Source organism: Dactylosporangium sp. CA-139066 (assembly GCF_050936175.1).
Lineage (GTDB): Bacteria > Actinomycetota > Actinomycetes > Mycobacteriales > Micromonosporaceae > Dactylosporangium.
Genome location: NZ_JBNJNH010000001.1, coordinates 6,097,189 through 6,119,974, shown reverse-complemented (window position 1 = coordinate 6,119,974; position 22,786 = coordinate 6,097,189). Strand labels below are relative to the sequence as shown.

At 72.1% G+C, this 22,786-nt stretch carries 21 protein-coding genes; 10 read left to right on the top strand and 11 right to left on the bottom strand.

Features of this window, described 5'->3' with window-relative positions:
- Positions 1 to 136 precede the first annotated feature (136 nt).
- Positions 137 to 304, bottom strand: coding sequence for a hypothetical protein (locus tag ACQEVU_RS28080; protein WP_433328626.1), 168 nt, complete (start codon positions 302 to 304; stop codon positions 137 to 139).
- A gap of 36 nt (positions 305 to 340) precedes the next feature.
- Here ACQEVU_RS28080 and ACQEVU_RS28075 point away from each other — a divergent pair, with 36 nt between their 5' ends.
- On the top strand, positions 341 to 1,204 hold the full coding sequence (locus tag ACQEVU_RS28075; RefSeq protein WP_433328624.1) for an RNA polymerase sigma-70 factor: 864 nt from the start codon (positions 341 to 343) through the stop codon (positions 1,202 to 1,204).
- Positions 1,205 to 1,223: 19 nt separating this feature from the next.
- Here ACQEVU_RS28075 and ACQEVU_RS28070 read toward each other — a convergent pair whose 3' ends face one another.
- Both ACQEVU_RS28070 and ACQEVU_RS28065 read right to left on the bottom strand, forming a co-directional pair.
- Complete coding sequence (locus ACQEVU_RS28070; RefSeq protein WP_433328622.1) at positions 1,224 to 1,961, bottom strand: SDR family oxidoreductase; 738 nt, start codon at positions 1,959 to 1,961, stop codon at positions 1,224 to 1,226.
- 5 nt (positions 1,962 to 1,966) lie between these two features.
- On the bottom strand, positions 1,967 to 2,395 hold the full coding sequence (locus tag ACQEVU_RS28065) for a cupin domain-containing protein (protein ID WP_433328620.1): 429 nt from the start codon (positions 2,393 to 2,395) through the stop codon (positions 1,967 to 1,969).
- A gap of 115 nt (positions 2,396 to 2,510) precedes the next feature.
- On the opposite strand from ACQEVU_RS28065, the gene ACQEVU_RS28060 reads away from it, so the two are divergent.
- The 5 genes from ACQEVU_RS28060 to ACQEVU_RS28040 are packed head-to-tail and all read left to right on the top strand — an operon-like array spanning position 2,511 to position 7,253.
- Positions 2,511 to 2,873, top strand: a complete 363-nt coding sequence (locus ACQEVU_RS28060) for a hypothetical protein (RefSeq protein WP_433328618.1) — start codon at positions 2,511 to 2,513, stop codon at positions 2,871 to 2,873.
- Positions 2,874 to 2,924: 51 nt separating this feature from the next.
- Positions 2,925 to 4,967: a bifunctional polysaccharide deacetylase/glycosyltransferase family 2 protein gene (locus ACQEVU_RS28055; RefSeq protein ID WP_433328616.1), complete on the top strand. Its 2,043-nt coding sequence runs from the start codon at positions 2,925 to 2,927 to the stop codon at positions 4,965 to 4,967.
- A gap of 8 nt (positions 4,968 to 4,975) precedes the next feature.
- Complete coding sequence (locus tag ACQEVU_RS28050) at positions 4,976 to 5,569, top strand: RNA polymerase sigma factor (protein WP_433328614.1); 594 nt, start codon at positions 4,976 to 4,978, stop codon at positions 5,567 to 5,569.
- Entirely contained in the window at positions 5,559 to 6,200 is a 642-nt protein-coding gene (locus ACQEVU_RS28045) for a hypothetical protein (protein ID WP_433328612.1), read from the top strand. Before ACQEVU_RS28050 ends, ACQEVU_RS28045 begins: the two co-directional genes overlap by 11 nt.
- Before the next feature lie 30 nt (positions 6,201 to 6,230).
- Positions 6,231 to 7,253, top strand: coding sequence for a M36 family metallopeptidase (locus ACQEVU_RS28040; RefSeq protein WP_433328610.1), 1,023 nt, complete (start codon positions 6,231 to 6,233; stop codon positions 7,251 to 7,253).
- Positions 7,254 to 7,409: 156 nt separating this feature from the next.
- Here the strand turns inward: ACQEVU_RS28040 and ACQEVU_RS28035 are convergent, their stop codons facing one another.
- Genes ACQEVU_RS28035 through ACQEVU_RS28025 form a run of 3 tightly spaced genes read right to left on the bottom strand, consistent with a single transcriptional unit; the run spans position 7,410 to position 11,557 of the window.
- A complete protein-coding gene (locus ACQEVU_RS28035) occupies positions 7,410 to 8,816 on the bottom strand; it encodes an aminobutyraldehyde dehydrogenase (RefSeq protein ID WP_433328608.1) in 1,407 nt (468 codons plus the stop codon).
- Positions 8,817 to 8,825: 9 nt separating this feature from the next.
- On the bottom strand, positions 8,826 to 10,262 hold the full coding sequence (locus tag ACQEVU_RS28030; protein WP_433328606.1) for an NAD(P)/FAD-dependent oxidoreductase: 1,437 nt from the start codon (positions 10,260 to 10,262) through the stop codon (positions 8,826 to 8,828).
- Positions 10,259 to 11,557, bottom strand: coding sequence for a glycosyltransferase (locus tag ACQEVU_RS28025; RefSeq protein ID WP_433328604.1), 1,299 nt, complete (start codon positions 11,555 to 11,557; stop codon positions 10,259 to 10,261). Before ACQEVU_RS28025 ends, ACQEVU_RS28030 begins: the two co-directional genes overlap by 4 nt.
- A gap of 116 nt (positions 11,558 to 11,673) precedes the next feature.
- On the opposite strand from ACQEVU_RS28025, the gene ACQEVU_RS28020 reads away from it, so the two are divergent.
- On the top strand, positions 11,674 to 12,324 hold the full coding sequence (locus ACQEVU_RS28020) for a TetR/AcrR family transcriptional regulator (RefSeq protein ID WP_433328602.1): 651 nt from the start codon (positions 11,674 to 11,676) through the stop codon (positions 12,322 to 12,324).
- A 17-nt stretch (positions 12,325 to 12,341) separates the two neighbouring features.
- Here the strand turns inward: ACQEVU_RS28020 and ACQEVU_RS28015 are convergent, their stop codons facing one another.
- The 4 genes from ACQEVU_RS28015 to ACQEVU_RS28000 are packed head-to-tail and all read right to left on the bottom strand — an operon-like array spanning position 12,342 to position 16,160.
- Positions 12,342 to 13,397, bottom strand: coding sequence for an ABC transporter ATP-binding protein (locus ACQEVU_RS28015; protein ID WP_433328600.1), 1,056 nt, complete (start codon positions 13,395 to 13,397; stop codon positions 12,342 to 12,344).
- A complete protein-coding gene (locus ACQEVU_RS28010; RefSeq protein ID WP_433328598.1) occupies positions 13,394 to 14,164 on the bottom strand; it encodes an ABC transporter permease in 771 nt (256 codons plus the stop codon). The genes ACQEVU_RS28015 and ACQEVU_RS28010 overlap by 4 nt, the downstream gene beginning before the upstream one ends.
- On the bottom strand, positions 14,157 to 15,047 hold the full coding sequence (locus tag ACQEVU_RS28005; protein WP_433328596.1) for an ABC transporter permease: 891 nt from the start codon (positions 15,045 to 15,047) through the stop codon (positions 14,157 to 14,159). The genes ACQEVU_RS28010 and ACQEVU_RS28005 overlap by 8 nt, the downstream gene beginning before the upstream one ends.
- Positions 15,048 to 16,160: a polyamine ABC transporter substrate-binding protein gene (locus ACQEVU_RS28000; RefSeq protein ID WP_433328594.1), complete on the bottom strand. Its 1,113-nt coding sequence runs from the start codon at positions 16,158 to 16,160 to the stop codon at positions 15,048 to 15,050.
- Between the two features lie 113 nt (positions 16,161 to 16,273).
- Between ACQEVU_RS28000 and ACQEVU_RS27995 the strand changes: the two genes are divergently transcribed.
- The 3 genes from ACQEVU_RS27995 (at position 16,274) to ACQEVU_RS27985 (ending at position 20,095) form a co-directional block, all read left to right on the top strand.
- A complete protein-coding gene (locus ACQEVU_RS27995; protein ID WP_433328592.1) occupies positions 16,274 to 17,371 on the top strand; it encodes a hypothetical protein in 1,098 nt (365 codons plus the stop codon).
- Positions 17,372 to 17,402: 31 nt separating this feature from the next.
- Positions 17,403 to 18,362, top strand: coding sequence for an SIS domain-containing protein (locus tag ACQEVU_RS27990; protein ID WP_433328590.1), 960 nt, complete (start codon positions 17,403 to 17,405; stop codon positions 18,360 to 18,362).
- A gap of 122 nt (positions 18,363 to 18,484) precedes the next feature.
- Positions 18,485 to 20,095, top strand: coding sequence for a flavin monoamine oxidase family protein (locus tag ACQEVU_RS27985; RefSeq protein ID WP_433328588.1), 1,611 nt, complete (start codon positions 18,485 to 18,487; stop codon positions 20,093 to 20,095).
- A gap of 263 nt (positions 20,096 to 20,358) precedes the next feature.
- Here ACQEVU_RS27985 and ACQEVU_RS27980 read toward each other — a convergent pair whose 3' ends face one another.
- Positions 20,359 to 22,578, bottom strand: a complete 2,220-nt coding sequence (locus ACQEVU_RS27980) for a discoidin domain-containing protein (RefSeq protein WP_433328586.1) — start codon at positions 22,576 to 22,578, stop codon at positions 20,359 to 20,361.
- Between the last annotated feature and the right edge of the window lie 208 nt (positions 22,579 to 22,786).

Below are 22,786 nucleotides of genomic sequence, written 5' to 3'. Positions count from 1 at the left end.
CAGCCCATCACTCCGAGCGACGGTTGGGGGCTTGAGGCGCCGAACCTTGCGGCGTCCGCGATATGGGGCGACGCTGCGTAACGCCGGCGGCACCGGCGACGCTCCGGGTTCAGCATCGGATGGCCCTGGCGGCCCCTCAGATCAGCTTGTAGGAGAACTGGGCGCGGCGGCCCGACGTGGCGCCCTCGGCCCGCACGGTGATGACGTCGCCGGGGCCGCTTCGGATGTTGTAGTCCCAGGTGAAGGCGCCCTTGTCGTCGGTGTACACCACCCCGACGATCGGGCCCCGCCAGGCGTTCGGCATCGTGGTAGCGACCGAGAAAATCGCGGGAGGCAGCGGGTGGACCTGGACGAGGCGGCGGCCGTCTTCACCGCCGTGCGCCCGCGGCTGTTCGGGATCGCCTACCGCATGCTCGGCAGCGTCGCCGAGGCCGAGGACCTCGTGCAGGACGTCTGGGTGCGCTGGCAGACGACCGACCGCGCCGCCGTGGCCAACCCGGGCGCGTTCCTGGCCACCGCGACCACCCGCCTGGCCATCAACGCGCTGCAGTCCGCGCGGGCCCGCCGCGAGACCTACGTCGGCCCGTGGTTGCCGGAGCCCGTCGACACCGCCGCCGACCCGCACCTCGGCGCCGAGCGCGGCGAGGCCCTCGAGCTCGCGGTCCTCATGCTCATGGAGCGCCTCTCGCCGACCGAGCGCGCCGCGTACGTGCTCCGCGAGGCGTTCGACTACCCCTACTCCCAGATCGCCGAGATTTTGCAGGCGAACGAGCCGTCCGTACGCCAGCTGGTCAGCCGCGCCCGCAGGCACGTGGCCGGCGAGCGGCGCAACCCGGCGTCCGAAACCGCGCAGAGAGAGCTGCTGACCACGTTCCTGCGGGCGGCCCGCACCGGCGACCTCGAGTCCCTGGAACGCCTCTTCGCCGCCGACGTGGCCAGCATCTCCGACGGCAACGGCGCACCCCGCATCGCCCGCCGCCCGGTCGTCGGCGCCGCCCGTGTCGCGAGCTACCTGCTGGCCTTCGGCGCCTGGTTCTGGGACGGCGTGGAGGTGTCGCTGGTCGCCACCAACGGCCGCACCAGCGCCGTACTGCGCCGCGACGGCAACGTGTTCGGCGCCGTCACGGTCGCCGCGTCGGAGGACGGCATCGAGCACATTCTGTGGCAGATGAACCCGGCCAAGCTCGCCGCCGTGCCCGTCTGAGCACGGCGGCGAGGTCCGCTCAGTGCGACGCCAGCCACTCGCGGTAGTGGGTGGGGGCCAGCACCGCGCCCGGCTTGGCGATGATCGCGTCGCCCGGCACGGCCGCGAACATGCCCGCGGACGGGTCGGTGGTGACGGTGCGCGGGTCGCCCTTCGCGGCCAGCGTGATGCGGCCCAGCTCGTCGAGGGTGAACACGTCCGGGCCGGCGACGTTGCGGATGCCGCCGAGCGGCGCCCCCGCGCTGACGTCGGCCACGGCCCGGGCCACGTCCGCCGCCGCCATCGGCTGGATCGGGGTGGCCGGCAGCCGGACCGTGTGCTCGTCGGAGGTCCAGGACAGGACCGCCTCGACGAACTCGAAGAACTGCGTGGCGCGCACGATCGAGTACGGCACCGGACCGGCCTTGAGCAGCTCCTCCTGCAGGGCCTTGGCCCGGTAGTAGGCCAGGTCCGGCACCTCGTCGGTGCCGACGATGGACAGGATCACCGCGTGGCCGACGCCGTGGGCGCCCGCCGCGGCCAGCAGGTTGTCCATGCTGGTGCGGAAGAACGCGGCCGAGGCGTCGTCGAAGGTCGGCGAGTTGGTCAGGTTGACCACGGTGTCGGCGCCCTTGAGCGCTTCGTCGAGGCCGGCCCCGCTGAGCAGGTCCAGCCCGGTCGACGGCGAGTGCGGTACGGCGTCGTGCCCGGCCGCCTGCAGCAGCTTGACCACCTGCGAGCCGATGAGACCGGTCCCGCCGATCACGGCGATGTTCATGTGCATCACGATCTTTCCGGGGTGGCGCGCCGGTCGGCGCGCAGTTGGAGCTCGTCGGGGTCGACGAGGGTGAGCATGGGCTGGCCGGGGCGGCACAGCATCGTCACGGTGAAGCGCACGGGCGCGTCGTCGCGGTTGTTGCCGTCCTGGTAGTGGACGACGTCGCCGCCGGGCTCCCAGAAGGCCTCGCCGGCGCGCAGGACCCGCATCGGCTCGCCCTCGAGCTCGAAGCGCATCTCGCCCTCGACCACGTAGCCGAACGCCGGGCCGGAGTGCCGGTGCGGCGGTGTGCCGGGGCTGCCGGGCGGGTACTCGACCACGATCGTCATTGCGTGCGCCCCCTCGGGGATGGGAGGGTGCACCTCCTGCAGTACGGTCAGGGCGGTGCGCCACGCCTCGGCGGGCCCGGCGCGGGTGGTGTCGGTTGATGGCATGACTGCCTCCGTCGTTGTCGGTCGCCAGCTATGACCGGACAGCTCCGCCGGTTGTGACGACCTTCCCGAAAAACTCCGGGTAACGCGGGGAGGGGCTGCGCCGCTTGTTGCGGGCGTGGAACCCGTGTTCATGGATCGCAGCGGCCGTCGGCGGCGGCTGGTCACCGCCCTCGGCGCCGCGTTCGGCATCTTGCTGATCGCCGTGGGCGGGCTGCTCATCGCCGGCCTGCTGGGTTCCTCGCCGGTACCGCTGCCGGGCCTGCCGAACGACGGGCAGGGCGTGCTGCAGCGCGGCGGCGCCGACGGCCGCCTCGGCACCGCTCCGGCCCCCGCCGTGCCGTCCGCCGTGGCCCGGCCGCACACGACGACGGCCGGCGCGACACCAGCGGCGAGCCCGACACCGGCGGCGACGACCGGCAAACCGGGCAACCGGCCCACGTCGCACCCGGGCAACAACAAGCCGAGCAAGGCCAAGTAGCCGATGCCCGCACACGCAGGCCGGCGCGAGCCCCGCGCTCACTGGCTGTTATTGCTGCTTGCACTCGCCGTCCTGCTCGGCGAGTTATGCCTCGACGGCTTCGCCTCGAGCCCGGGCGGCGAGGGGCCCCGGGCGCCGGTCGCCGGCGCGGCGCCGGCCGGCGTCGACGGCCCGGTGATCCGCTTCGCGCCCGACGGCGGCGTCGACGCGGCCGGGATGCCGGCGGGCTCGCTCGCGCTGACGTTCGACGACGGGCCGGACCTGCGGTGGACGCCCCAGGTGCTCGACCTGCTGCGCCAGTACCACGCCCACGCCACGTTCTTCGTCATCGGCTCCCAGGTCAACCGCTACCCGCAGCTGGTGCGCCGCATGGTCGACGAGGGCCACGAGGTCGGCGTGCACACGTTCACCCACCCCGACCTCGCCGCCGAGCCGGCCGCCCGGCAGCGCCTGGAGCTGACCCTGACCGCCAACGCGATCGCGGCGGCGACCGGGCGCGCCGTGCGGCTCATGCGCCCGCCGTACTCCTCGACCCCGGACGCGCTCGGCCCCGCCGAGGCCGACGTGCTGCGCACGGCGGCCGGGCAGGGCTACCTCGCCGTCCTGGCCGACCGCGACACCCGCGACTGGGAGCGGCCCGGCGCCGACGCGATCGTGCGGGCCGCCCTCGCCGGCCCGCCCGGCGCCGGTGCGGTCGTCATGCTGCACGACGGCGGCGGCGACCGGTCCCAGACCGTCGCGGCCGTGCACCGGATCCTGGCCGGGGGAGCCGCGACCCGGTTCGTCACCGTCGCGAGCGGGCTCGACCTGCCGGAGGCGCCGGCCGCCGGAAATGTCGCGGTCGCCGCCGGTACCGCCCTGCGCTGGAGCCAGGGCGCCGGGCACCTGCTCAGCCTCGCCATCCGCTGGCTCGTCGCCGCCGCGACCGCCCTCGCGCTGGTCCGGCTCGCCGTGCAGGTCCTGGCCGCCCGCCGGCACGCCCGCCGATCCCGCCGCTATGCGCGCCGCCGGGCGTACCTCGGACCGGTCTCCGTCATCGTCCCGGCGTACAACGAGGCGGCGAACATCCAGCACACCGTGCGCTCCCTGGCCGCCGGCGACTATCCCGACGTCGAGGTCGTGGTCGTCGACGACGGCTCGACCGACCAAACCGCCGCCATCGTCCAGCGGCTGCGGCTGAGCTTGCCCGGCCTGCGGCTGATCCGGCAGCCCAACGCCGGCAAGCCGGCCGCGCTCAACACCGGCATCGCCGCCGCCCGCGCCGATCTGCTGGTGCTCGTGGACGGCGACACGGTGTTCGAGCCCGACGCGATCGGGCGCCTCGTCCAGCCGTTCGCCGACCCGCAGGTCGGCGCGGTCAGCGGCAACACGAAGGTCGCCAACCGCCAGGGGCTGCTCGGGCGGTGGCAGCACCTGGAGTACGTCGTCGGCTTCAACCTCGACCGGCGCCTGTTCGACCTCGGCGAGTGCATGCCGACCATCCCCGGGGCCATCGGCGCGTTCCGGCGCACGGCCCTGCGCGACGCCGGCGGCGTGCCCTCCGACACCCTGGCCGAGGACACCGACCTGACCATGGCGGTGCTGCGCGCCGGCTGGCGGGCGGTCTACGCCGATCGCGCGGTGGCGTGGACGGAGGCGCCGAGCACCGTGGCGCAGTGGTGGCGGCAGCGGTACCGTTGGTGCTTCGGAACCATGCAGGCCGCCTGGAAGCACCGGGCGTCCGTCCTGGAGCGGGGCGCCGGCGGGCGCCTCGGCCGGCGCGGGCTGCTCTACCTGGTGCTCTTCCAGATGCTGCTGCCGCTCGTGGCGCCGCTGGTCGACGTCTACGCCGTCTACGGCGCGCTCTTCCTGCCCGTTGTGCAGGTCGCGGCGGTCTGGTGCGGGTTCACCGTGGTGCAGATGGTCACGACCGCATACGCGCTACGGCTGGACGGCGAACGGATGTCGTCCGTATGGACGGTGCCCCTCCAACAGGCGGTGTACAGACCGTTGCTCTACCTTGTCGTAGTGCAGGGAACGGTGGCGGCGCTGCTCGGCGGGCGGCAGCGATGGAAGCCCATGACGCGCGCCGGCCTGGCCGCGGCGCGCCGATGACGGCCTCGATGCAGCGCGCACAGGACGAGGACCTGGAACCGGCGCTGGCCGCCGCCATCGAGGGCGACCCGGCGTCGTTCGCGGTGCTCTGGCGCGCCCTGCACCCGCTCGTGCTGCGGTACCTGCGCGTGGTCGTCGGCGACGCCGCCGAGGACGTCGCCTCGGAGACGTGGCTGCAGGTCTCACGGGACCTGTCGCGGTTCCGGGGTGGCGCGACGGCGTTCCGGGTCTGGCTCTTCCGCGTCGCCCGCAACCGCGGCATCGACGAGAACCGGCGCGCGTGGCGCCGCCACGAGGAACCCCACGAGGCCATCGACCAGCTGCGCGCCGCCGCCGCCGCGCCGGACGTCGCCGCCGAGGTGGTCGAGCTCGCCGACACCGACCGTGCCGTCGGGCTGATCGCCACCCTCCCGCGCGAGCAGGCCGAGGCCGTCATGCTGCGCGTCGTCGCCGGCCTGGACGTCGCCGGCACCGCCCGGGTGCTCGGCAAGCGCTCTGGCGCGGTCCGCATCGCCACGATGCGCGGGCTGCGCCGGCTGGCCGAGCACCCCCAAATTCGTGAGCACCGCAGCGCCGCCGAGGACGGTCGAGATGGAATCTGACGAACTACCCGCCGGCCGGCTGGGTGAGCTGCTGCGCGCCGCCGCGGCGCCGGGCCGCCCGCACGAGCTCGCGGGCGAGGACGCGGCCGTGGCCGGGTTCAGGCGGGTGTACCGCCCGGCGAAGCCGCTGCGCCGCCGGCTGCTGGCCACCGGGGCCGCCGCCTTCGCGGCGCTGTCGATCGGCGGCACCGCCTACGCGACCGGGACCGGCCATCTGCCCGACCCGGTGCGCGACTGGATCGATGGCGGCCATCACGCACCGTCGGCCTCGACGTCACCGCGCGCGACGGACCGCCCCAGCACCACGCCGTCGGGCCGTCCGAGCACGGGCGCCACGTCAGCCACGGGAGCCACGGGAGCCACGGCGACGTTCGCGGCGGCGGATGCCTGCCGGGCGTTCCTGGCGTTCCGGGCGGATTCGCACGCCCGCCCGCTCACCGAAGGCGAGCGGGGTTTCCTGGCCCGCCTGGCCGGCGGCGGCGATCCCGCGGTCGACGCGTACTGCCGCCGTCTGCTCGGCGTCACGGCGACCCCGACGCCGACCCCGACCGACCAGGGCAAGCCCAGTCACCCCGCCCATCCGTCGCACCCGGCGCAGCCCGCACGCCCGACCAACGCATCGAAGAAGTAACGCGCCTGGCCGGCCGCCCGCCACTTCGGCATGCGACGAAGCCTTACGCTGACCGGGGCGGCCATCGCGGCCGCCCTGGTCACGACGACCCCCGCGGCCTCGGCCGCCACCGCGGCCACCTCCGCCGCCGGCACCGTCTTCGCCCCCAACCCGGTCCAGGCGCTCGGCCGGCAGGATCTCACCGACGCCAAGGACGCCGACCTGCCGGCGTTCGCGGCCGCGTACCGCCGGGTGACCCTGACCGACCTCGACGGCTCGGGCCGCCTCGCCGGCCGCTACGTGATCGTGAAGAGCTCGACGGGCAAGGCCGCCACCCTCGTCGACGGCGCCTTCCCGGCCTACCACCGCGACGCCGACCAGTTCGAGCAGGTCATGGGGTACTACTGGGTCACCACCGCCCAGCACTACCTGCAGCACCTGGGCTTCGGCTCCACGCTGCGCCCGGTCAACCAGCGCCAGATCGAGCTGCGCATCGACCAGTACGGCGGCGACAACTCGTTCTTCCGCGACGACAAGGCGAACATCACCCTCGGCAAGGGCGGCGTCGACGACGGCGAGGACGCCGAGGTGATCGTCCACGAGTACGGCCACTCGGTCCAGGACGGTCAGGTCCCCGGCTTCGGCACGACCCTGGAGTCCGGCGCCATCGGCGAGGCCTTCGGCGACTACCTCGCCGTCGCCGTCACCAGCTGGTCCACCGGCACCCCGACCCTGACCCCGGAGGCCTGCGTCGCCGACTGGGACTCCACGTCGTACACCAGCACCACCCCGCACTGCCTGCGCCGCCTCGACGGCAACAAGCACTACCCGGCCGACGTCGTCGGCGAGGTCCACGCCGACGGCGAGATCTGGTCGCGCGCGCTGTGGGACATCCGCACGGCCCTGGGCGACACCCGCGCCACCACGCTGATCGTCGAGGCCCAGTTCGCGTTCACGCCGGACATCACGTTCGCGGCCGCGGCCCAGGCGACGGTCGCCGCCGCGCAGCGCCTCTACGGCCCGTCGGCCGCCGCCGCCACCCGCGCCGCCTTCGCCGCCCGCGGCATCCTGTAGCCCCCGACGGCGGTTGATCCGCCGACAGCGGGAACTGGGCCGGCCAGCGGGCATCCGATGGCCGGCCCAGCACCGCCCGTGTCAGTGGCCTACCAGGCGAAGCGTTCGCGGTGCAGGCGGCCTGGCGCGACCGGTCGAGCAGCGGGGCGTGCCGGGTCAGGCGGGCCGGAAGGAGTCGCGCGCGACGGGCGCCGCGTGCTTGATCATGAGATGGCGGGTGACGGAGTACTCGGCCAGCGACTCCTGGCTCATGTCCTTGCCGAACCCGGAGCCCTTGACCCCGCCGTGCGGCGCCTCGGATGCAATCGGCAGATGATCGTTGATCCAGGTCACACCGACGTCGAGGCGGTGGGCGGTGCGCAGCGCGCGGGCGACGTCGCGGGTCCACACCGAGGACGCCAGGCCGTACTCGACGTCGTTGGCCAGCCGTACCGCGTCGTCCTCGTCGTCGAAGGGCAGCACCACGACGGCGGGTCCGAACACCTCGCCCTGGACGATCTCGCTGCGCTGATCGGCGCCCAGGATCAGGGTCGGCGGGAAGAAGAACCCGGGACCGTCGGCGGGCGAGCCGCCGAGCGCGACGCTCGCCCCGTCGGCCGTCGCGCGGGCCACGAACGCGGCCACCCGGTCCCGGTGCGCGGCCGAGATGAGCGGTCCGATGTCTGTGCCGGCCGACCACGGATCGCCGATGCGGATCTTCGCCATGGTCGCCTCGAGCGCCGCGACGGCATCGGCGAAGGCCGGTCGCTGGACGTACACCCGCGTGGCGGCCGTGCAGTCCTGGCCGGTGTTGTAGGTGGCGCCCATCGCGACGCCCGAGGCCATCTCGGACAGGTCGGCGTCGTCGAAGACGATGGCCGGCGCCTTGCCGCCGAGCTCGAGGTGCACACGCTTGAGGCGGGCCGAGGCGCCGCGCATCACCTCCCGCCCGGTGCGGGTCGACCCGGTGACGCTGACCATGTCCACGCCCGGGTCGTCGACCAGGGCCGCGCCCACGTCGGCGCCGCCGGTGACCACCTGGACGAGCCCGGCGGGGGCCCCGGCCTCCTCGATCAGGCGGGCGAGGGCCAGGGTCGTGCGGGGCGTCTGGGGCGCGGGCTTGATGACCACCGCGTTGCCGGCGGCCACGGCCGGCGCGATCTTCCAGATCGCCATGACGAGCGGGAAGTTCCACGGCGCGATCGAGCCGACGACGCCGACGGGCCGTCGCACGAGCAGCGACGTGTAGCCGGCGGACAGCGTGCCGGCGCCGGTGCCGTCCAGCGACCGCGCCGCGCCGGCGAAGAAGCGCAGGTTGTCCACGCCGAACGGCAGTTCGCCGTCGGACATGACCGGCGCCGGCTTGCCGGTCTCCTCGACCTCGAGGCGGGTCAGTTCCCCGGCGTCGCGTTCGACGAGGTCGGCCAGGCGCAGCAGGACCCGCGACCGTTCGGCCGGGGTGGCCTCGCGCCACTGTTCGAAGGCGGCCCGCGCCGTCGCCACCCGCGCGGCGACGTCCGCCGTGGGCGTGTCGGGGACCTCGCCGATGACGGCGCCGGTCGCCGGGTTCGTCAGTACTGCCACATCCGCTCCTCAGCTGTTGAATCCGACGCCGAACCGATCGAGCAGCCGCAGCCACGGGCCGCGTCGCCCGGCGCGCGCGTCCGCGGCGGCCAGTGCCCGGCGGGTCATTTCCACGACCGGGAACCGTAGCGGCTCGGGCGGGAACGGCATGGGCCGCCGGCGCACCATCTCCAGCCGGGTTCGCTCGGTCTCGCGCCCGGCAAGCAGGTCGAGGGCGACCTGCGCGCCGAACCGGGACGCGGCCACGCCGAGGCCCGTGTAGCCGACGGCGTAGGCGATGCGACGGTCGCGGGTGGTACCGAACATCGGGGTGAACCGGGTGGTGGAGTCGATCACGCCGCCCCAGCGGTGCGTGAACCGTACCCCGTCGAGCTGCGGAAAGGTCTCCGCGAAATGCCGGGCGAGCAGGCGGTGGGTGGCGTCGCGCTGCTCGAGTGCCTCGTCGACGCGGTTGCCGAACCAGTAGACGGCGTCGTAGCCGCCGAACAGGATGCGGTTGTCGTCGGTGAGGCGGTAGTAGTGGAACTGGTTGCCGGCGTCGGTGAGGCCCTGCCCCTCCGGCCACCGCAGCTCCGCGCGCTGCGCGTCGTCGAGCCGCTCGGTGACGAGCACGTAGTCGTAGACCGGCAGGATCCAGTGCCGCAGCCGCCGCAGCGGCGGCGGGTAGGCGTTGGTCCCGATGACGACCCGGTGGCAGGAGATCCGCCCGTCGGCCGTGCGCACCGTCACCCCGGTCGCCGAGCGGTCGAAGCCGGTGACCCGGGTGTCCTCGTGGATGCGCACCCCGAGCGCCTCGGCGGTCCTCGCCAGCCCCCAGGTCAGCCGGGCGGGGTCGACCAGGCCGCCCGTCCCGCGCAGCCGCACGCCGCCGAGGTACGTCGGCGACGCCACGTCCGCGCGCATCCGCTCGCCGTCGAGCACCGTGGCGTCGTCGCCGTGCGAGCGGTGCAGCTCCGCCAGGGCGGCGAGGTCGGCCAGCTGGTGCGGGGCGACCGCGACGGTCGTCTTGCCGCACAGCCTGAGGCCGGCGTCGATGTGGTGTTCCTGCACCGTTTCCGCTATCGCCGCGAGGTTCTCACGGCCGAGGCGGACGAGCGTCGCCAGTTCGGCCGGCCAGCGCGACGCGCCGTGGGACAGGCCGTGGGTGAGCGAGTCGGAGACGAACCCGCCGTTGCGCCCGGAGGCGCCGTGGGCGATCCGGCGGGCCTCCAGCAGCACCACGTCGGCGGTGGGGTTCTCCTGCTTGGCGAGGATGGCCGCCCACAGTCCGGTGAACCCGCCGCCGATCACCACGAGCTCGGCGGTGCCGGCGCCCGTGTGCCGCGGCCGGGGCGGCGGCGCGTCGGCGCGGTCCGTCCAGAACACGGCCGGTGCGGCATCGGCGAGCGAGCGCCGGGCCCGCGCCTCGGCGTCGGCCAGGGCCGCCGCGGCATGCCGCTCGGTCAACGACCGGCCTCGGTCGCGCCGGCCAGCCGCTCGATCGCGTCCGCCGCCTGCCGCAGGCCGTCGGCGGCCCGGATCGCCGCACCGTGCGCCGCGAGGCGGCTGCGCAGGCCGTCGTCGCCCAGGAGGCGCTCGATCGCGCTGTGCAGCTGCTCGTCGGTGAAGCGATACGGGTCGAGGCGCACCCCGAATCCGAGCTCGTCGACCCGCTGCGCGTTGTCGTACTGGTCCCAGAACAGCGGGAGCACCACCATCGGCTTGCCGAAGTGCATGGCCTCGGTCGTGGTGTTGTTGCCGCCGTGCGTGATGACCAGGTCGGCCAGCGGGAGGATCTTCGTCTGCGGCAGGAACTCGGCGCCCCACATGTTGTCCGCCAGCTCGAACTCGGCGTGCAGCGGCCCCTTGGAGACGATGTACCGGTGCGGCGTCTTGGCCAGCGCGTCGACGACCCGCCGCATCAGCTCGACGTCGGCGGACCCGAGCGAGCCGAGGCTGAAGTAGATCAGGGCGCCGTCACGCTCGGCGAGCTGCTTCGGCAGGACGAAGTCGCCGTCGGTCTCCCGCACCGAGGACTCGAGGCGCTGCCACGTGGGTCCGAGCGGCCGGGCGTCGGTGTAGTCGGCGATCGCCGGATACACGTACAGGTTCAGGTCGCCTTCGTGGATGAACTCGAGGTCCGGCAGGCCCGGGGCGCCCTGCTCGCGCACCCACGCGTCGAACTCCTCCCACAGCGGGCGGTGCACGCGGTCGTACTCGGCCCGGAAGTCCGCCCAGCCGGACCGGTCGGCGGCCGGGTAACCGGAGAAGACCGGGGCGATGGCCGGACCCTTGATCTCCAGCGGGTTGCAGGAGACGATCCGGACGAAGGGCACCCCGGCGGTGTTGAGCGCCGGGAAGGCGACCACGTTGTCCTCGACGATGACGTCCGGCCGGACCCGGGCGATGATCTCCAGCAGCCGCGGCTGGCAGTACTTGGCGCCGCTGATGAGCTCGGCCCACACCGGCTTGACCCAGGTCTCGAGCTGCTCGATCGTCGGCTTGCGGAACTCGGGGGCGGTGTCGCGGATGAAGTCCTTCCAGAACTGGCCGGCATCCTGCTCCTCGGCGTTCTCCGCCGGCGGCGCGAGGTCGACGAGGTCCTCCTCGAAGCCCAGCGCCGTCAGCTTCCCCTGCCACGACGCCTCGGCGGCGAACACCACCCGGTGCCCTCGCCGGCGCAGCACGTCGCCGATGCCGATGCAGTTGTTGGTCGGACCGTACGCGCTCTCGGGCATGAACAGGACCGTCAACCGGGACATCGCCCCTCCCAACGTTTTGTTGAACCGAGATTCAACAAGGTCGCCGCTCGACAGTCAATACGCGGGCACTATGGTGGTGTGCATTGTGTTGACGTCGTACTCCGGACCGGTGCCGCATGACCTCCCGCAAGTCACGCTCTGAACGCCGCCAGGACCTCATCGAGGCCGCCCGCCGGGCGATGATCCAGCATGGGACCGACACGGTGCTGCTCAACCAGGTGGCCGAGCAGGCCGGACTGACCTCCGGCGCGGTCCTCTACCACTATCCGGACCTGCGGGACCTGCTGCTGGAAGCGCACCACGCCGGCATGGAGCGCTTCTACGAGCTGCGCGTGAAGAAAATCGCCGACATCGCTGACCCGGTGCAGAAGCTGGTGGTGACCATCCGCTCCGGGTTGCCGACGGACGCCGACGACGCCGACGTGCGGCTGCTGTGCGAGCTCGGCGGCGCGGCCGGCCGCAACCGGGTCTACGCCGCCCTGCTGACCACGCTGTACGACCGGCAGGTCTCGATGTACCAGACGATCCTCGAGCATGGAGCGGCGCAAGGGGCGTTCACCCTCGCGACGGACTCGCAGTCGATCGCCCGCAACCTGGTCGCGCTCGAGGACGCGTACGGCTATCGGATCGTGGCCCGCCACCCGACGCTGCGCGCGGCGGAGGCGGTCGAGCTGATCCTGTCGTACGCGCGGCTGGTCACCGGCAACCCGTTGATCGCACCGGAGGAGCCGGCCCGGACCGGGCGGACCCGGCGCACCACGACGTAGCGGCGGGCGTGGGGTGGTCAGCCGGGCCCGAGCAGCATGGCGTCGCCGACCGACCAGGCCAACCGGGTCTGCTCGCCGACCGCGACCGTGGTGGCGCCGGAGACGGTGGCCAGCAGTGGCCGGTCGAGGCCCGTGACCTGCACCGCCACCCTGGTCGTACCGCCGAAGAAGGTCACGTCTCGCACCACGCCGGCCAGCCCGCCGGCCGATGAGCCGTCCGCGGCCAGCCGGACGCGTTCGGGGCGTATCACCAGAGTCGCACCCGCCCCGACGGCGTCCGCCGGTACCGGGCAGGGCAGCACGCCGACGCCGGGCACGTGCAGGCCGTCGGCCGCGGCCACCCCGGTGACGAGGTTGTTCGCCCCGATGAAGTCCGCCACGAACAGGTCGGCGGGGCGCTCGTACAGCGGCACCGGCGCGTCGATCTGGCGCACCCGGCCCTCGCTGAGCACGGCGATCCGGTCGGCCAGCGACATCGCCTCCTCCTGGTCGTGTGTGACGACCACGAATGTGATGCCCACCTCGTGCTGCAGCCGTTTGAGCTCCAGCTGCATCTCGGCGCGCACCTTCTTGTCCAGCGCGGAGAGGGGTTCGTCGAGCAGCAGCAGCCGGGGGCGCTTCACGATCGCGCGGGCCAGCGCGACGCGCTGCCGCTGGCCGCCGGAGAGCTGGTTCGGCCGGCGCCGGGCCAGGCCCGTGAGGCCGACGGTGGTGAGCACGGCGTCCACCCGTTCGCGGATCTCCGCCTTCGGCAGCCGTTCGCGCTCCAGCCCGTACGCGATGTTCTTTGCCACGCTCATGTGCGGGAACAGCGCGTACGACTGGAACATGAGGTTGACCGGCCGCCGGTGCGGCGGCACGGCGAGCAGGTCGGCGCCGTCGAGGGTCACCGACCCGCTGTCCGGGTGCTCGAAGCCGGCGAGAATCCGCAGCAGGGTCGTCTTGCCGCAGCCACTCGGCCCCAGCAACGCGAAGAACTCGCCCTGGCGGATCTCGAGGCTCACGTGCTCCAGCGCGCGGACCTCGCCGAAGCGGCGGCTGATGGCATCGATGCGAACCAGGGTCTCGGTCAAAGCGACTCCGTAAGGCGGGACAGGCGTTGGGCGATGAGGACGAACGTGAAGCTGACCGCGAGCAGGAGCGTGGCCAGCGCGTTGATCTCGGGCGTGACGCCGAAGCGCACCATGGAATAGATGACGATCGGCAACGTCGGGTCCCGCGGGCCCGCGGTGAAGAATGCGATGACGAACTCGTCGAGGGACAGCGTGAAGGCCAGCAGCGCCCCGGCGACGATGCCCGGAGCGAGCGACGGCAGTGTGATGCGCACGAAGGTCTGCAGCGACGTGGCGCCGAGATCGCGCGACGCCTCCTCGAGCGACCCGTCGACGTGTGCCAGGCGGGTGCGCACCACGGCGGCGACGAACGCGGTGCCGAACACGGCGTGCGCGAGCAGGATGGATTGCCGGCCGAGCGTGAACTGCACGGCGGTGTAGAACGCGAGCAGGCCGATGGCGACCACGATGTCGGGCAGTACCGCCGGTGCCAGCGCGATCGCGTCGAGCACCTTCGAGCGGGTGTGGCGAGCGAGGCCGACGGCGAGCAGGGTGCCCAGGATCGTCGACAGGACGGTCGCGCCGGCGGCGACGAGCAGCGTGTTCACCAGCCCCTCGCGCACGGCCCGGTCGGCGAACAGCTTGGCGTACCAGGCGGTGCCGAACCCGTCCAGCCGGTACGGCGTGTCAGCGGCGTTGAAGGACATCACCACGAGGACCGCGATCGGCAGGTACAGGAACAGGTACGTCACCGCGGCCGGGACGTGCAGCCAGCTGAACCTACGCACGGTTTCCCCCGTCGCTGAGCCGGCGGGCCGCCCACGCCTGCGCCATGAGCAGCAGCACGAGCAGGCCGATGACGATGAGCGCCAGCGTCGAGCCGAACGGCCAGTCGCGGGCCTTGAGGAACTGATCGCGGATGAGGTTGCCGACCATCACGGTGCGGCCGCCGCCGAGCAGCTCGGGGACGACGAAGTTGCCGAGGCTGGGCACGAACACGAAGACGCAGCCGGTCAGCACGCCCGGCAGGGTCAGCGGCAGGGTCACCGACCAGAAGGTCCGCGCCGGGCGGGCGCCGAGGTTCGCCGAGGCCTCGCGCAGCTGCGGGTCCAGGCGCTCGATCGCCGAGTACAGCGGCAGCACCATGAGCGGCAGGTAGGCGTAGAGCAGCCCGCCGACGACGGCACCCTGGGTGTAGAGCAGCTCCAGCGGCCGCGCGATGAGCCCGAGCCCGGCCAGGGCCCGGTTGATGACGCCTTCGCTGTTGAGCAGGATGATCCATGCGTACGTGCGGATGAGGAAGTTGGTCCAGAACGGCAGGACCACCAGCACGAGCGCGACCGTCCGCCAGGTCCGCGGGAGCCGCGCGATGAGGTACGCGGTCGGGTAGCCCAGCAGCAGCGCCAGCAGCGTGGTGATCCCGGCGAGCTTCACCGACGTCCAGATGACGCCGAGGTAGAGCCCGTCGGCGACCCGGGTGTAGTTGTCCGCCGTGACCTCGTACACGATCCCGCCGAACCGGCCACGGTGAAACAGGGTGTAGCCGAGCACGAGCGCGAGCGGTACCAGCATGAACACGGTCAGGTAGCCCAGTCCTGGACCGAGCGTGGCCAGCCGCCCGGCGATGCGTTCCCGCCGGGCGGCCGGCCGCGACGTGCGAGCCGTGGCCATCTATGCGGCCGAGACCTCGGTCGCGATGCGGGTGTAGGCCGGCGCGGCGTCGCCGAGGTCCACCGGCACCTCGTTCTTGCGCAGCTCGGCCGGGGTCATCCGCAGCTGCGGGTGGGTGTCCAGCACCGTGGCGTCGACCTTGGCCATGGCGGCCGCGTTGGGCACCTTGTAGAGGATGTTCTCGGCGGCCCAGCGGTGGTTGTCGGCGTCGAGGATGTAGTTGATGAAGGCGTGCGCGGCCTCCTTGTTCTTCGACGTCTTCAGGACGACCATGGTGTCCACCCAGAGGTCGCTGCCCTCCTTGGGCACCACGAACTTGATCCTCGGGTCGTCGGTGGGGCACCAGCCGTCCCACGACTCGACCAGCGCGGCCTCGCCGGACTTGAGCCGGTCACCGAAGGTCGTGTCGTCGTAGGCCAGCAGCGTCTTCTTCGCCGCGAGCAGCTTCTGCTTCACCTGCTCCAGCTCCCTGGTGTCGGTGGTGTTCGCGGAGAAGTTGAGTGACTTCTGGGCCGGCAGCATCAGCCACCGCTCGGTGGCCATCATGGTCACCTTCTTGGCCGTCTGCGGCTTCGGCGTGAGCAGGTCGTCCCAGCTGTCCGGGGTGTAACCGGTCAGGTCGGTGCGGTAGCACAGCCCGGTCGTGCCCCAGGTGTATGGCACGGAGAAGGTGTTGCCCTTGTCGTAGGCCAGCTGCCCGGCCTCGGGGTAGAGGTTCTTGAGGTTGGGCACGAGATCGGCGTGGATCGGCTCGAGCAGGCCCTGCGCGTTGAGGGCCTGTGCGAACTGGCCGGAGACGAAGGCGACGTCGATGTGGCTGTCGCCGCCTGCGGTCAGCTTCGCCATGATCTCTTCGTTGGTGGCGTGTTTGGTGACGGTGACCGCCGGTCCTCTGGCCGCCTTGAACTTCTCGGGCAGCGCCGGTGGCATGTAGCCGTCCCAGTTGGAGACCGTGAGCGTCTGCTTGCTCAGGTCCGCGTTCGGGTCGAGGGTGTCCGGGCCGGCGGCGTCGGCGTTGTCGGCACCGCCGCCGCACGCGGCCGCGGCCAGGACGAGACCCGCGGCGAGGATCGCTGGGACGACGGCGCGACGGGTCCTGCTGAACAACAACACTCCGCACTCCTGACTGGGGTCGAGACAGGTGAACCGGAGTGTTGCAATGAGTGTCAACATGCGCAAGACTCATGCGGCCTCTTGTAGCTGACTTTTTACGTCGGAAACTGAATTTGCCTTCAACAATCGACCCCATCCTGCCGGGCGCCTCGGCCGCGCTCGTCGAGGCCCTCGCCGGCGGCGACGCCCCGGACGGCCTGCGCGTGCGCCGATACGTTCCGCTCGCCCCCGGCCCGCTCGGGGAACGGATGATCACCGTCGACCAGACGAACACCTCGGTCGTCGTCGGCGAGCGCGTCGTGGTGAAGTGGATGCGGCCGACGCACGACGGCCCGCCGCCCGACCGCGCGCCGGATCTGCTGGCGCAGCTCGTGGCCACCGGCTTCACGCGAACGCCGACACCCTACGCGGCGCTCTACCGCGACGGACCCGACGCCGGCCTCGCCGCCGTCGTGACCGGCTTCCTCCCGGGCGCCGCCGACGGCTGGGACTGGTGCGTCGACGCGCTGATCGACCAGCTCGACGGCGGCCCTCCGGCCGATGCCGCAGGGGACATCGGGGTGCTGGCCGCGGAGCTGCACTGCGCCCTGGCCACACCGTCGGAGGTGTTCCCGGCGCCCGTTGCCGAGGTGCGGCAATCGACGTGGGCGGCGGACGGCCTGGCCGTCCTCGAGCGGGCGTGCCGGGTCATGGCGGACGCCGAGGACGACGACGGGCGCTGGTTCACGGCCCGGGCCCAGCGGCTGGCGGCCGACATCGCGCGGGCCGCGGACGTCGACCGGGCGTACGTCATGCAGCCGCACGGCGACCTGCATGTCGGCCAGATCCTCAAATGGCGCGGCGGGCTCGCGGTGACCGACTTCGACGGCAACCCGAGCCTCACCGGCCCCGGCGGCGCGTTACGCGAGCCGGCGGTCCGCGATGTGGCGCAGCTGCGCACGAGCCTGCTGCACGTCGGGCAGATCGTCGATCGGCGGACCGAGGGGCGGCACCGGCCGGCCGTGGCCGCCTGGTGCCGGCGCGCCGCCGACGACCTCCTGGCCGCGTACCGTCGCACCCTCGACGAGCGCGGCATGGCCGACCTCCTCGACGAGCGGCTGCTGCGGCCGTTCGAGGTCGAACAGGAGTGCCGCGAGCTGTGCTACGCCGCCCGTTTCCTGCCCCGCTGGCGGTACGCGCCGATGGGCGTGCTGCGTTCCTGGTACGACTAGCTCTCGGTACGAATAGCCCGAAGGAGCCCTCGTGGACCCGCGCCTGTTCCTGGCCGACCTGGAGGCCAAGCCGGCCTCGCTGCGCAACCTGGCCTCGATCCTGACCGCCGGCGACGCGTGGGCCGGGCTGCCCGGCCCCGTCGACCGGTTGCTGCTGCTGGGCATGGGCAGCTCGCGGTACGCGGCGCAGATGGCGGCACTGCGACTGCGCGCGGCCGGTGTCGACGCGGTCGCCGAGTACGCGTCGGCCGCCGCCTCCTACCCGCCCGGACCGCGGACCCTCGTGGTCGCCATCTCGGCGAGCGGGACCAGTCAGGAGACGCTCGACGCCGTGCGCCGCCATCAGGGATCGGCGCGGCTGGTCGCGTTGACCAACGCGCCCGAGTCGCCGCTGGCGAGCGTCGCCGACCTCGTCGTACCGATGCATGCCGGAACCGAGGCGGGCGGGGTCGCCTGCCGCACGTTCCAGCACACCCTGGTGCTGCTGCTGGAGCTGGTGGCCCGCCTGGGCGGCGCCGCGCCCGACGTCGCGGCCCTCGCGCGGCGCGCCGCCGACGCCACCGAGGATCTGCTCGCCCGCCGCGACGAGTGGCTGGCAACCGTCGGCGACCTGCTGGACGGACCGCACGGGGTCTACGCCCTCGCCCCGGCGGAGCGGCTCTCCTCGGCGCTGCAATCGGCCCTGATGCTCCGCGAGGGGCCCCGCCGCCCCGCCGCCGGATGCGAGACGGGCGACTGGTCCCACGTCGACGTGTACCTCACCAAGACGCTCGACTACCGCGCGCTGCTCTTCCCCGGCTCGCGCTACGACGGGCCGGCGTTGGACTGGCTGCGGCAGCGGGCGGCCACCGTGCTCGCGGTCGGCGCCGATGTCGTCGGCGCCGCGGCGGTCGTGCGCTACCCCGGCGACGACGACCCGTGGGTGCGACTGCTGACCGAGACGCTGGTAGCGGAGCTGGTGGCGGCCCGCTGGTGGGCGTCATCGATCTGAAACAAAGTTCAGAACCTTCACGAAAGTGGGGCGAGGATCGATGAAATCCTTGACGCCGTAACTTCATCGGGATTTAAATGTCGGCCAGGTCAAGCTCAGGCGCCCGCGACCGGAGGCCAGCCATGAGATCCAGAGGTCGTACACAACTCACCAGCCGTCTACGTACCCTGCTCGCCGCTCACGATCGATCCGAACGGACCGGAATACCGGTCGACGAGATCCTCGACATGCACGCCGCCAACGTGTCCCGCCGCAAGCTGCTCGGCGGCGCCGCCCTCGTCGGCGCCGCCGCCGTCACCTCGGCGGCCGCCCTCACCCGCCCGGCCGCCGCTGCCGCCGCACCGTCCCCCGCCCCGTCGGTGACGATCGTGGGCGCGGGGCTCGCCGGCATCCGCGCCGCTCACTGGCTGTACAAGGTCAAGGGCATCACCGCATCGGTCTACGAGGGCAACACCCGCGTTGGCGGGCGCTGCTACACCCTGCGGGGCTTCTTCGACGACGGCGTCGTCGTCGAGCACGGCGGCGCGTTCATCAACACCGAACACAACACCATTCGCAACCTTGCCAGCAGCCTCGGGCTCAGCCTGCGTGCCGTGTACGCCGGCAACCAGCCGCCCGGCGGCGACAAGTACTGGATCGACGGGGCGGACTACCCCTACAGTGCCGCGAACGCCGACTGGGGCCAGGTCTACCAGGCATTCAAGGCGGCGCAGCAAGCGGCGCCGTATCCCCAGACGTACAACAGCTACACTGCGGCCGGGCGGGCGCTGGACAACCAGACGGTCAACCAGTGGCTCGACGCGAACATCCCGGGCGGACTGTCCAGCCGGTTCGCCAAGCTGATGCAGAGCAACGTCCTCGCCGAGTACGGACTCGACCCGGACCAGCAGTCGGCCCTGAACCTGATCTACCTGCTCGGCTGGAACGGACCGAACTCGCTCGACCCGCTCACCGGCGGCGACGAGAAGTACAGCATCATCGGCGGCAACGACCAGCTCGTCACCGCCATGGTCAACCAGCTGCCGGCCGGCACGGTGACCCTGGACCGCAAGCTGCTGGCGTTGAAGGCCAACGCCAACGGCTCCGTCACCTGTACCTTCCAGGCCGGCAACAAGTCCATCGACGTGACGTCCGACAAGGTGATCCTCGCCCTGCCCTTCACCATGCTGCGCCAGTGCGACCTGAGCAAGGCCGGGTTCTCGGCGGTGAAGATGCGCTCGATCAACCAGTTCGACCTGGGCAGCAACGCCAAGCTCCACGCCCAGTTCACCACCCGGCCGTGGGTGTCCCAGGGCTACGGCGGCTCAACCTACACCAACATGACCGGCTTCCAGTGCGCCTGGGACGACACCGTCAACCAGCCGACAACGACCGGGGTGCTCTGCGAGTTCCCGGGCGGTAGCCAGACCCAGGCGTGGACGGGTGCGGCGTTCGGTGCGGCGCCGGCCGCCCAGGTGACGGCGTTGCTGAACCAGCTGGAGCCCGTCTACCCCGGCATCAGCGCCGCCTACAACGGCAAGGCCTATCGCGACGCGTGGCCGCTCAACCCTTGGACGAAGGGTGCCTACTCGGCGCAACGGACCGGCCAGTACACCAGTTTCTTCGGGATCGAGGGCGTCCGCGAGGGCAACATCCACTTCGCCGGCGAGCACACGTCGATCGAGTTCTTCGGCTACCTCAACGGCGCGGTCGAATCCGGTGAGCGTGCCGCCAAGGAGGTGGCCGGCCCGTAGGACGGATCGGCGCAACGCGGTGCTGCCTCGCCCCCGGCTACCGGGAGGCGGCACCGCGTTGCGCCGTTGAAGGCGTCGATGCCGCCCTTCTGGAACCGGGTGAGAAGCGTGCTCGCGACGGCCGGGGAGGCCGCCGCGAGCACCTTTACTGTGGTCCGCACAGCGGTTGACGGTACGAAGGCGGGCGGGCCGCGCCCAGCGGTTGTGAGCTTTCCGATGCGTTGCCGGAAACCGTTGTCCGCGGCCCTGTCGCGCCTCGTGGACTACGGATAGCTGACGACCGTGTGCGGGGTGACGTGGTCGGGCAGGGCCGCGTCGCCGGTGTCGTTGATGACGTGGGTGATGGAGCCCTTGCCCAGCGACACGGTCAGGATGTCGTGGAACTTCACGTTGGCGCTCACCGGCGCCTCGAAGGAGTGGTAGGCGGCGATGGACGGGTCGGTGGTGAAGACGCAGTAGCTGCCCATGCCCCACGCTTCGTGGGAGGTGACGTTGTTGGACACCTTGTAGGCGGCGTAGCCGGTGATGCCGTCGTGGGACCAGGCGGCGGCGGACGGCGGGTCGTACGGCAGCTCGTTCTGGAAGAAGATGGTCTTGCCGCCGTTGCCGTTCCAGATCACGTTGTACTTCTCGAAGTGCTCGACGAACAGGCCGTAGGCGGTGACGTTCTGGCCGTTGACGATGAGGCCGGTGTCGGCCGGGTTCGACGTCCAGCCCGCCCCGTCGCCGTGGTCGGCCCGCCACGACCAGATGTGGTCGATGATGGTGTTGTTGTTGTTGACCACGAGGGCGTTGGTGACCTTCGCCGCGCCCGCACCACCGACGCGCAGGAACACGTCGGAGATCAGGTTCGGGGCACCCGCGTGGTTCGCGGAGGCGCCGGCCGGGCCGACCTGCAGCAGGGCCGGGGAGTTCGTCGCGCCGGCGTCGAAGAGCAGGCCGGCGATCTTGACACCGTCGACGTCACCGACGGCCATCGGCAGCGCGCCGTTGTCCGCGACGATGGTGGCGTAGCCGAGGCCGAGGACCACGGTGCCGGCCCGGTTGATGTTCACCGTCTGGTTGAGGTGGTACACGCCCGGGGTGAACAGCAGGTTCAGGCCCTGCGCCACGGCCTGGTTCAGCGTCGCCGCGCTCACGCCCGGCTTCGCCACGTAGAACTGGTTGATCGACAGCGAGGTGCCGGGGGTCTGGCCGTTGGTCCACGTGGCGCCGCTGGAGTTGGTGCGCAGCGACGGCACGAAGACCCGGTAGCCGGAGGCGTCGGCGTACAGGTACGGCTTCTCCTGCGTCACCGGCGAGGTGGCCAGGGTCGTGATCGCCGGCGAGGGGAACGAGGTGGCCGGAGCGCCCTGCACGCCGGAGAACACCATGTTCCACAGCGCGCCCTGCCAGCCGCCGATGGTGCTGTCGCGGGTGAACCACTGCTGCTGCGAGCACGGCTTGATGGTGCCGCTGACCCGGGAGTCGGCGATGTAGCCGCCGGAGGCCCAGCCGCAGTTGGGGGAGGCGAGGGTCATGCCGCCGTGCACGTCGATGCGGCGGAAGGGCGCGGCCTGGGCGACGGCCCAGCGGTCGACGCCGGAGACGGGGTAGAGGGACAGGTTCTCGGCGGAGCGCCAGAAGTTCTGGGTGGCGTTGCCCTGCATCCAGCCCGCGTCGACGGTGATGTCGCCGTGGATCTGGACGTCCTGCGGGTTCTGGCCGAGGCCGTTGATCGACGTGTAGAAGCCGATCTGCGCGTTCAGGCCGCTGTAGGAGCCCGGCTTGAACAGGAACTGGTAGCGCTCGGTGCCGAACTGGTTCTTCTCCTGCTGGGTGAAGATCTGGTCCAGCTTGGCCTGGATCGTCGTCGAGGACTGCGACGGGTCGAAGACGATGACGTTGGAGCCGAGGTCGCCGCCGCCGGGCAGCGGCGGCCCCGACGGCGAGGCCGACGTGGACGGCGACGACGACGGGCTGGTGCCCGGTCCACTGTAGACGGAGAACTCGTAGAGCGAGTAGCCGTACTGCGTGGCGCGCGTGGTGCCGTACATGCGGATGTAGCGGCCGGATCCGCTGACGGCCAGGGTCTCCGTGCCGCCGGGGCCGGTGGTGGTGGAGTAGATCGGGGTCCAGCCGTTCACGCCGTCGGAGGAGACCTCGATGCGGTAGGCCTTGGCGTACGAGCGCTGCCACTGCAGGACGACCTGGCAGATCTGCGTGCTCTGGCCGAGGTCGATCTGGATCCACTGTGGATCGACGCCGTGCGCGCTGGACCAGCGGGTGCTGGCGTCGCCGTCGACGGCCTTGGCCGCCGACAGGGTGGCCGACTCGGCCGACGACGCCGTCGCCGGCCGGTTGAGCGCGAGGTTGGTGGTGCCGCAGGCGGTGGCGGCGACGGCCGGCGGGGTGAGGGCGACGAGCGCGTAGGTGCCGAGCGCGGCGAGCACGGCAACGGCGGCGGCCAGCAGCCGCCGATGTGGACGGTGGGGTGTTCGCATGGCATCTCCAGTGTCGTGAGGGCATGCGCCAGTGCCGCCCGAGACGGGCGGTTTGCGGCTGTTCAGGGGCCACGTGCAGGCTGGCGGGCCTGGCGATGGACACGACGGTAGGGCGGCGCCGACAGGGGCGGCAACCGCTTGCCATAATTTGCCAGTTGGATCAATCGTTATGCCGGCGTGCTCGCCGCATCGCCCCGCCGGCCTCATG

Excerpts from the sequence above, each read along its gene's own strand:
- ACQEVU_RS27980 (WP_433328586.1), bottom strand. The coding sequence starts at position 22,578 with ATGCGAACACCCCACCGTCCACATCGGCGGCTGCTGGCCGCCGCCGTT.
- ACQEVU_RS28005 (WP_433328596.1), bottom strand. The coding sequence starts at position 15,047 with ATGGCCACGGCTCGCACGTCGCGGCCGGCCGCCCGGCGGGAACGCATC.
- ACQEVU_RS28065 (WP_433328620.1), bottom strand. The coding sequence starts at position 2,395 with ATGCCATCAACCGACACCACCCGCGCCGGGCCCGCCGAGGCGTGGCGC.
- ACQEVU_RS28050 (WP_433328614.1), top strand. The coding sequence starts at position 4,976 with ATGCAGCGCGCACAGGACGAGGACCTGGAACCGGCGCTGGCCGCCGCC.
- ACQEVU_RS27985 (WP_433328588.1), top strand. The coding sequence starts at position 18,485 with ATGAGATCCAGAGGTCGTACACAACTCACCAGCCGTCTACGTACCCTG.
- ACQEVU_RS28080 (WP_433328626.1), bottom strand. The coding sequence starts at position 304 with ATGCCGAACGCCTGGCGGGGCCCGATCGTCGGGGTGGTGTACACCGAC.
- ACQEVU_RS28045 (WP_433328612.1), top strand. The coding sequence starts at position 5,559 with ATGGAATCTGACGAACTACCCGCCGGCCGGCTGGGTGAGCTGCTGCGC.
- ACQEVU_RS28070 (WP_433328622.1), bottom strand. The coding sequence starts at position 1,961 with ATGAACATCGCCGTGATCGGCGGGACCGGTCTCATCGGCTCGCAGGTG.
- ACQEVU_RS28025 (WP_433328604.1), bottom strand. The coding sequence starts at position 11,557 with ATGTCCCGGTTGACGGTCCTGTTCATGCCCGAGAGCGCGTACGGTCCG.
- ACQEVU_RS28040 (WP_433328610.1), top strand. The coding sequence starts at position 6,231 with ATGCGACGAAGCCTTACGCTGACCGGGGCGGCCATCGCGGCCGCCCTG.
- ACQEVU_RS28020 (WP_433328602.1), top strand. The coding sequence starts at position 11,674 with ATGACCTCCCGCAAGTCACGCTCTGAACGCCGCCAGGACCTCATCGAG.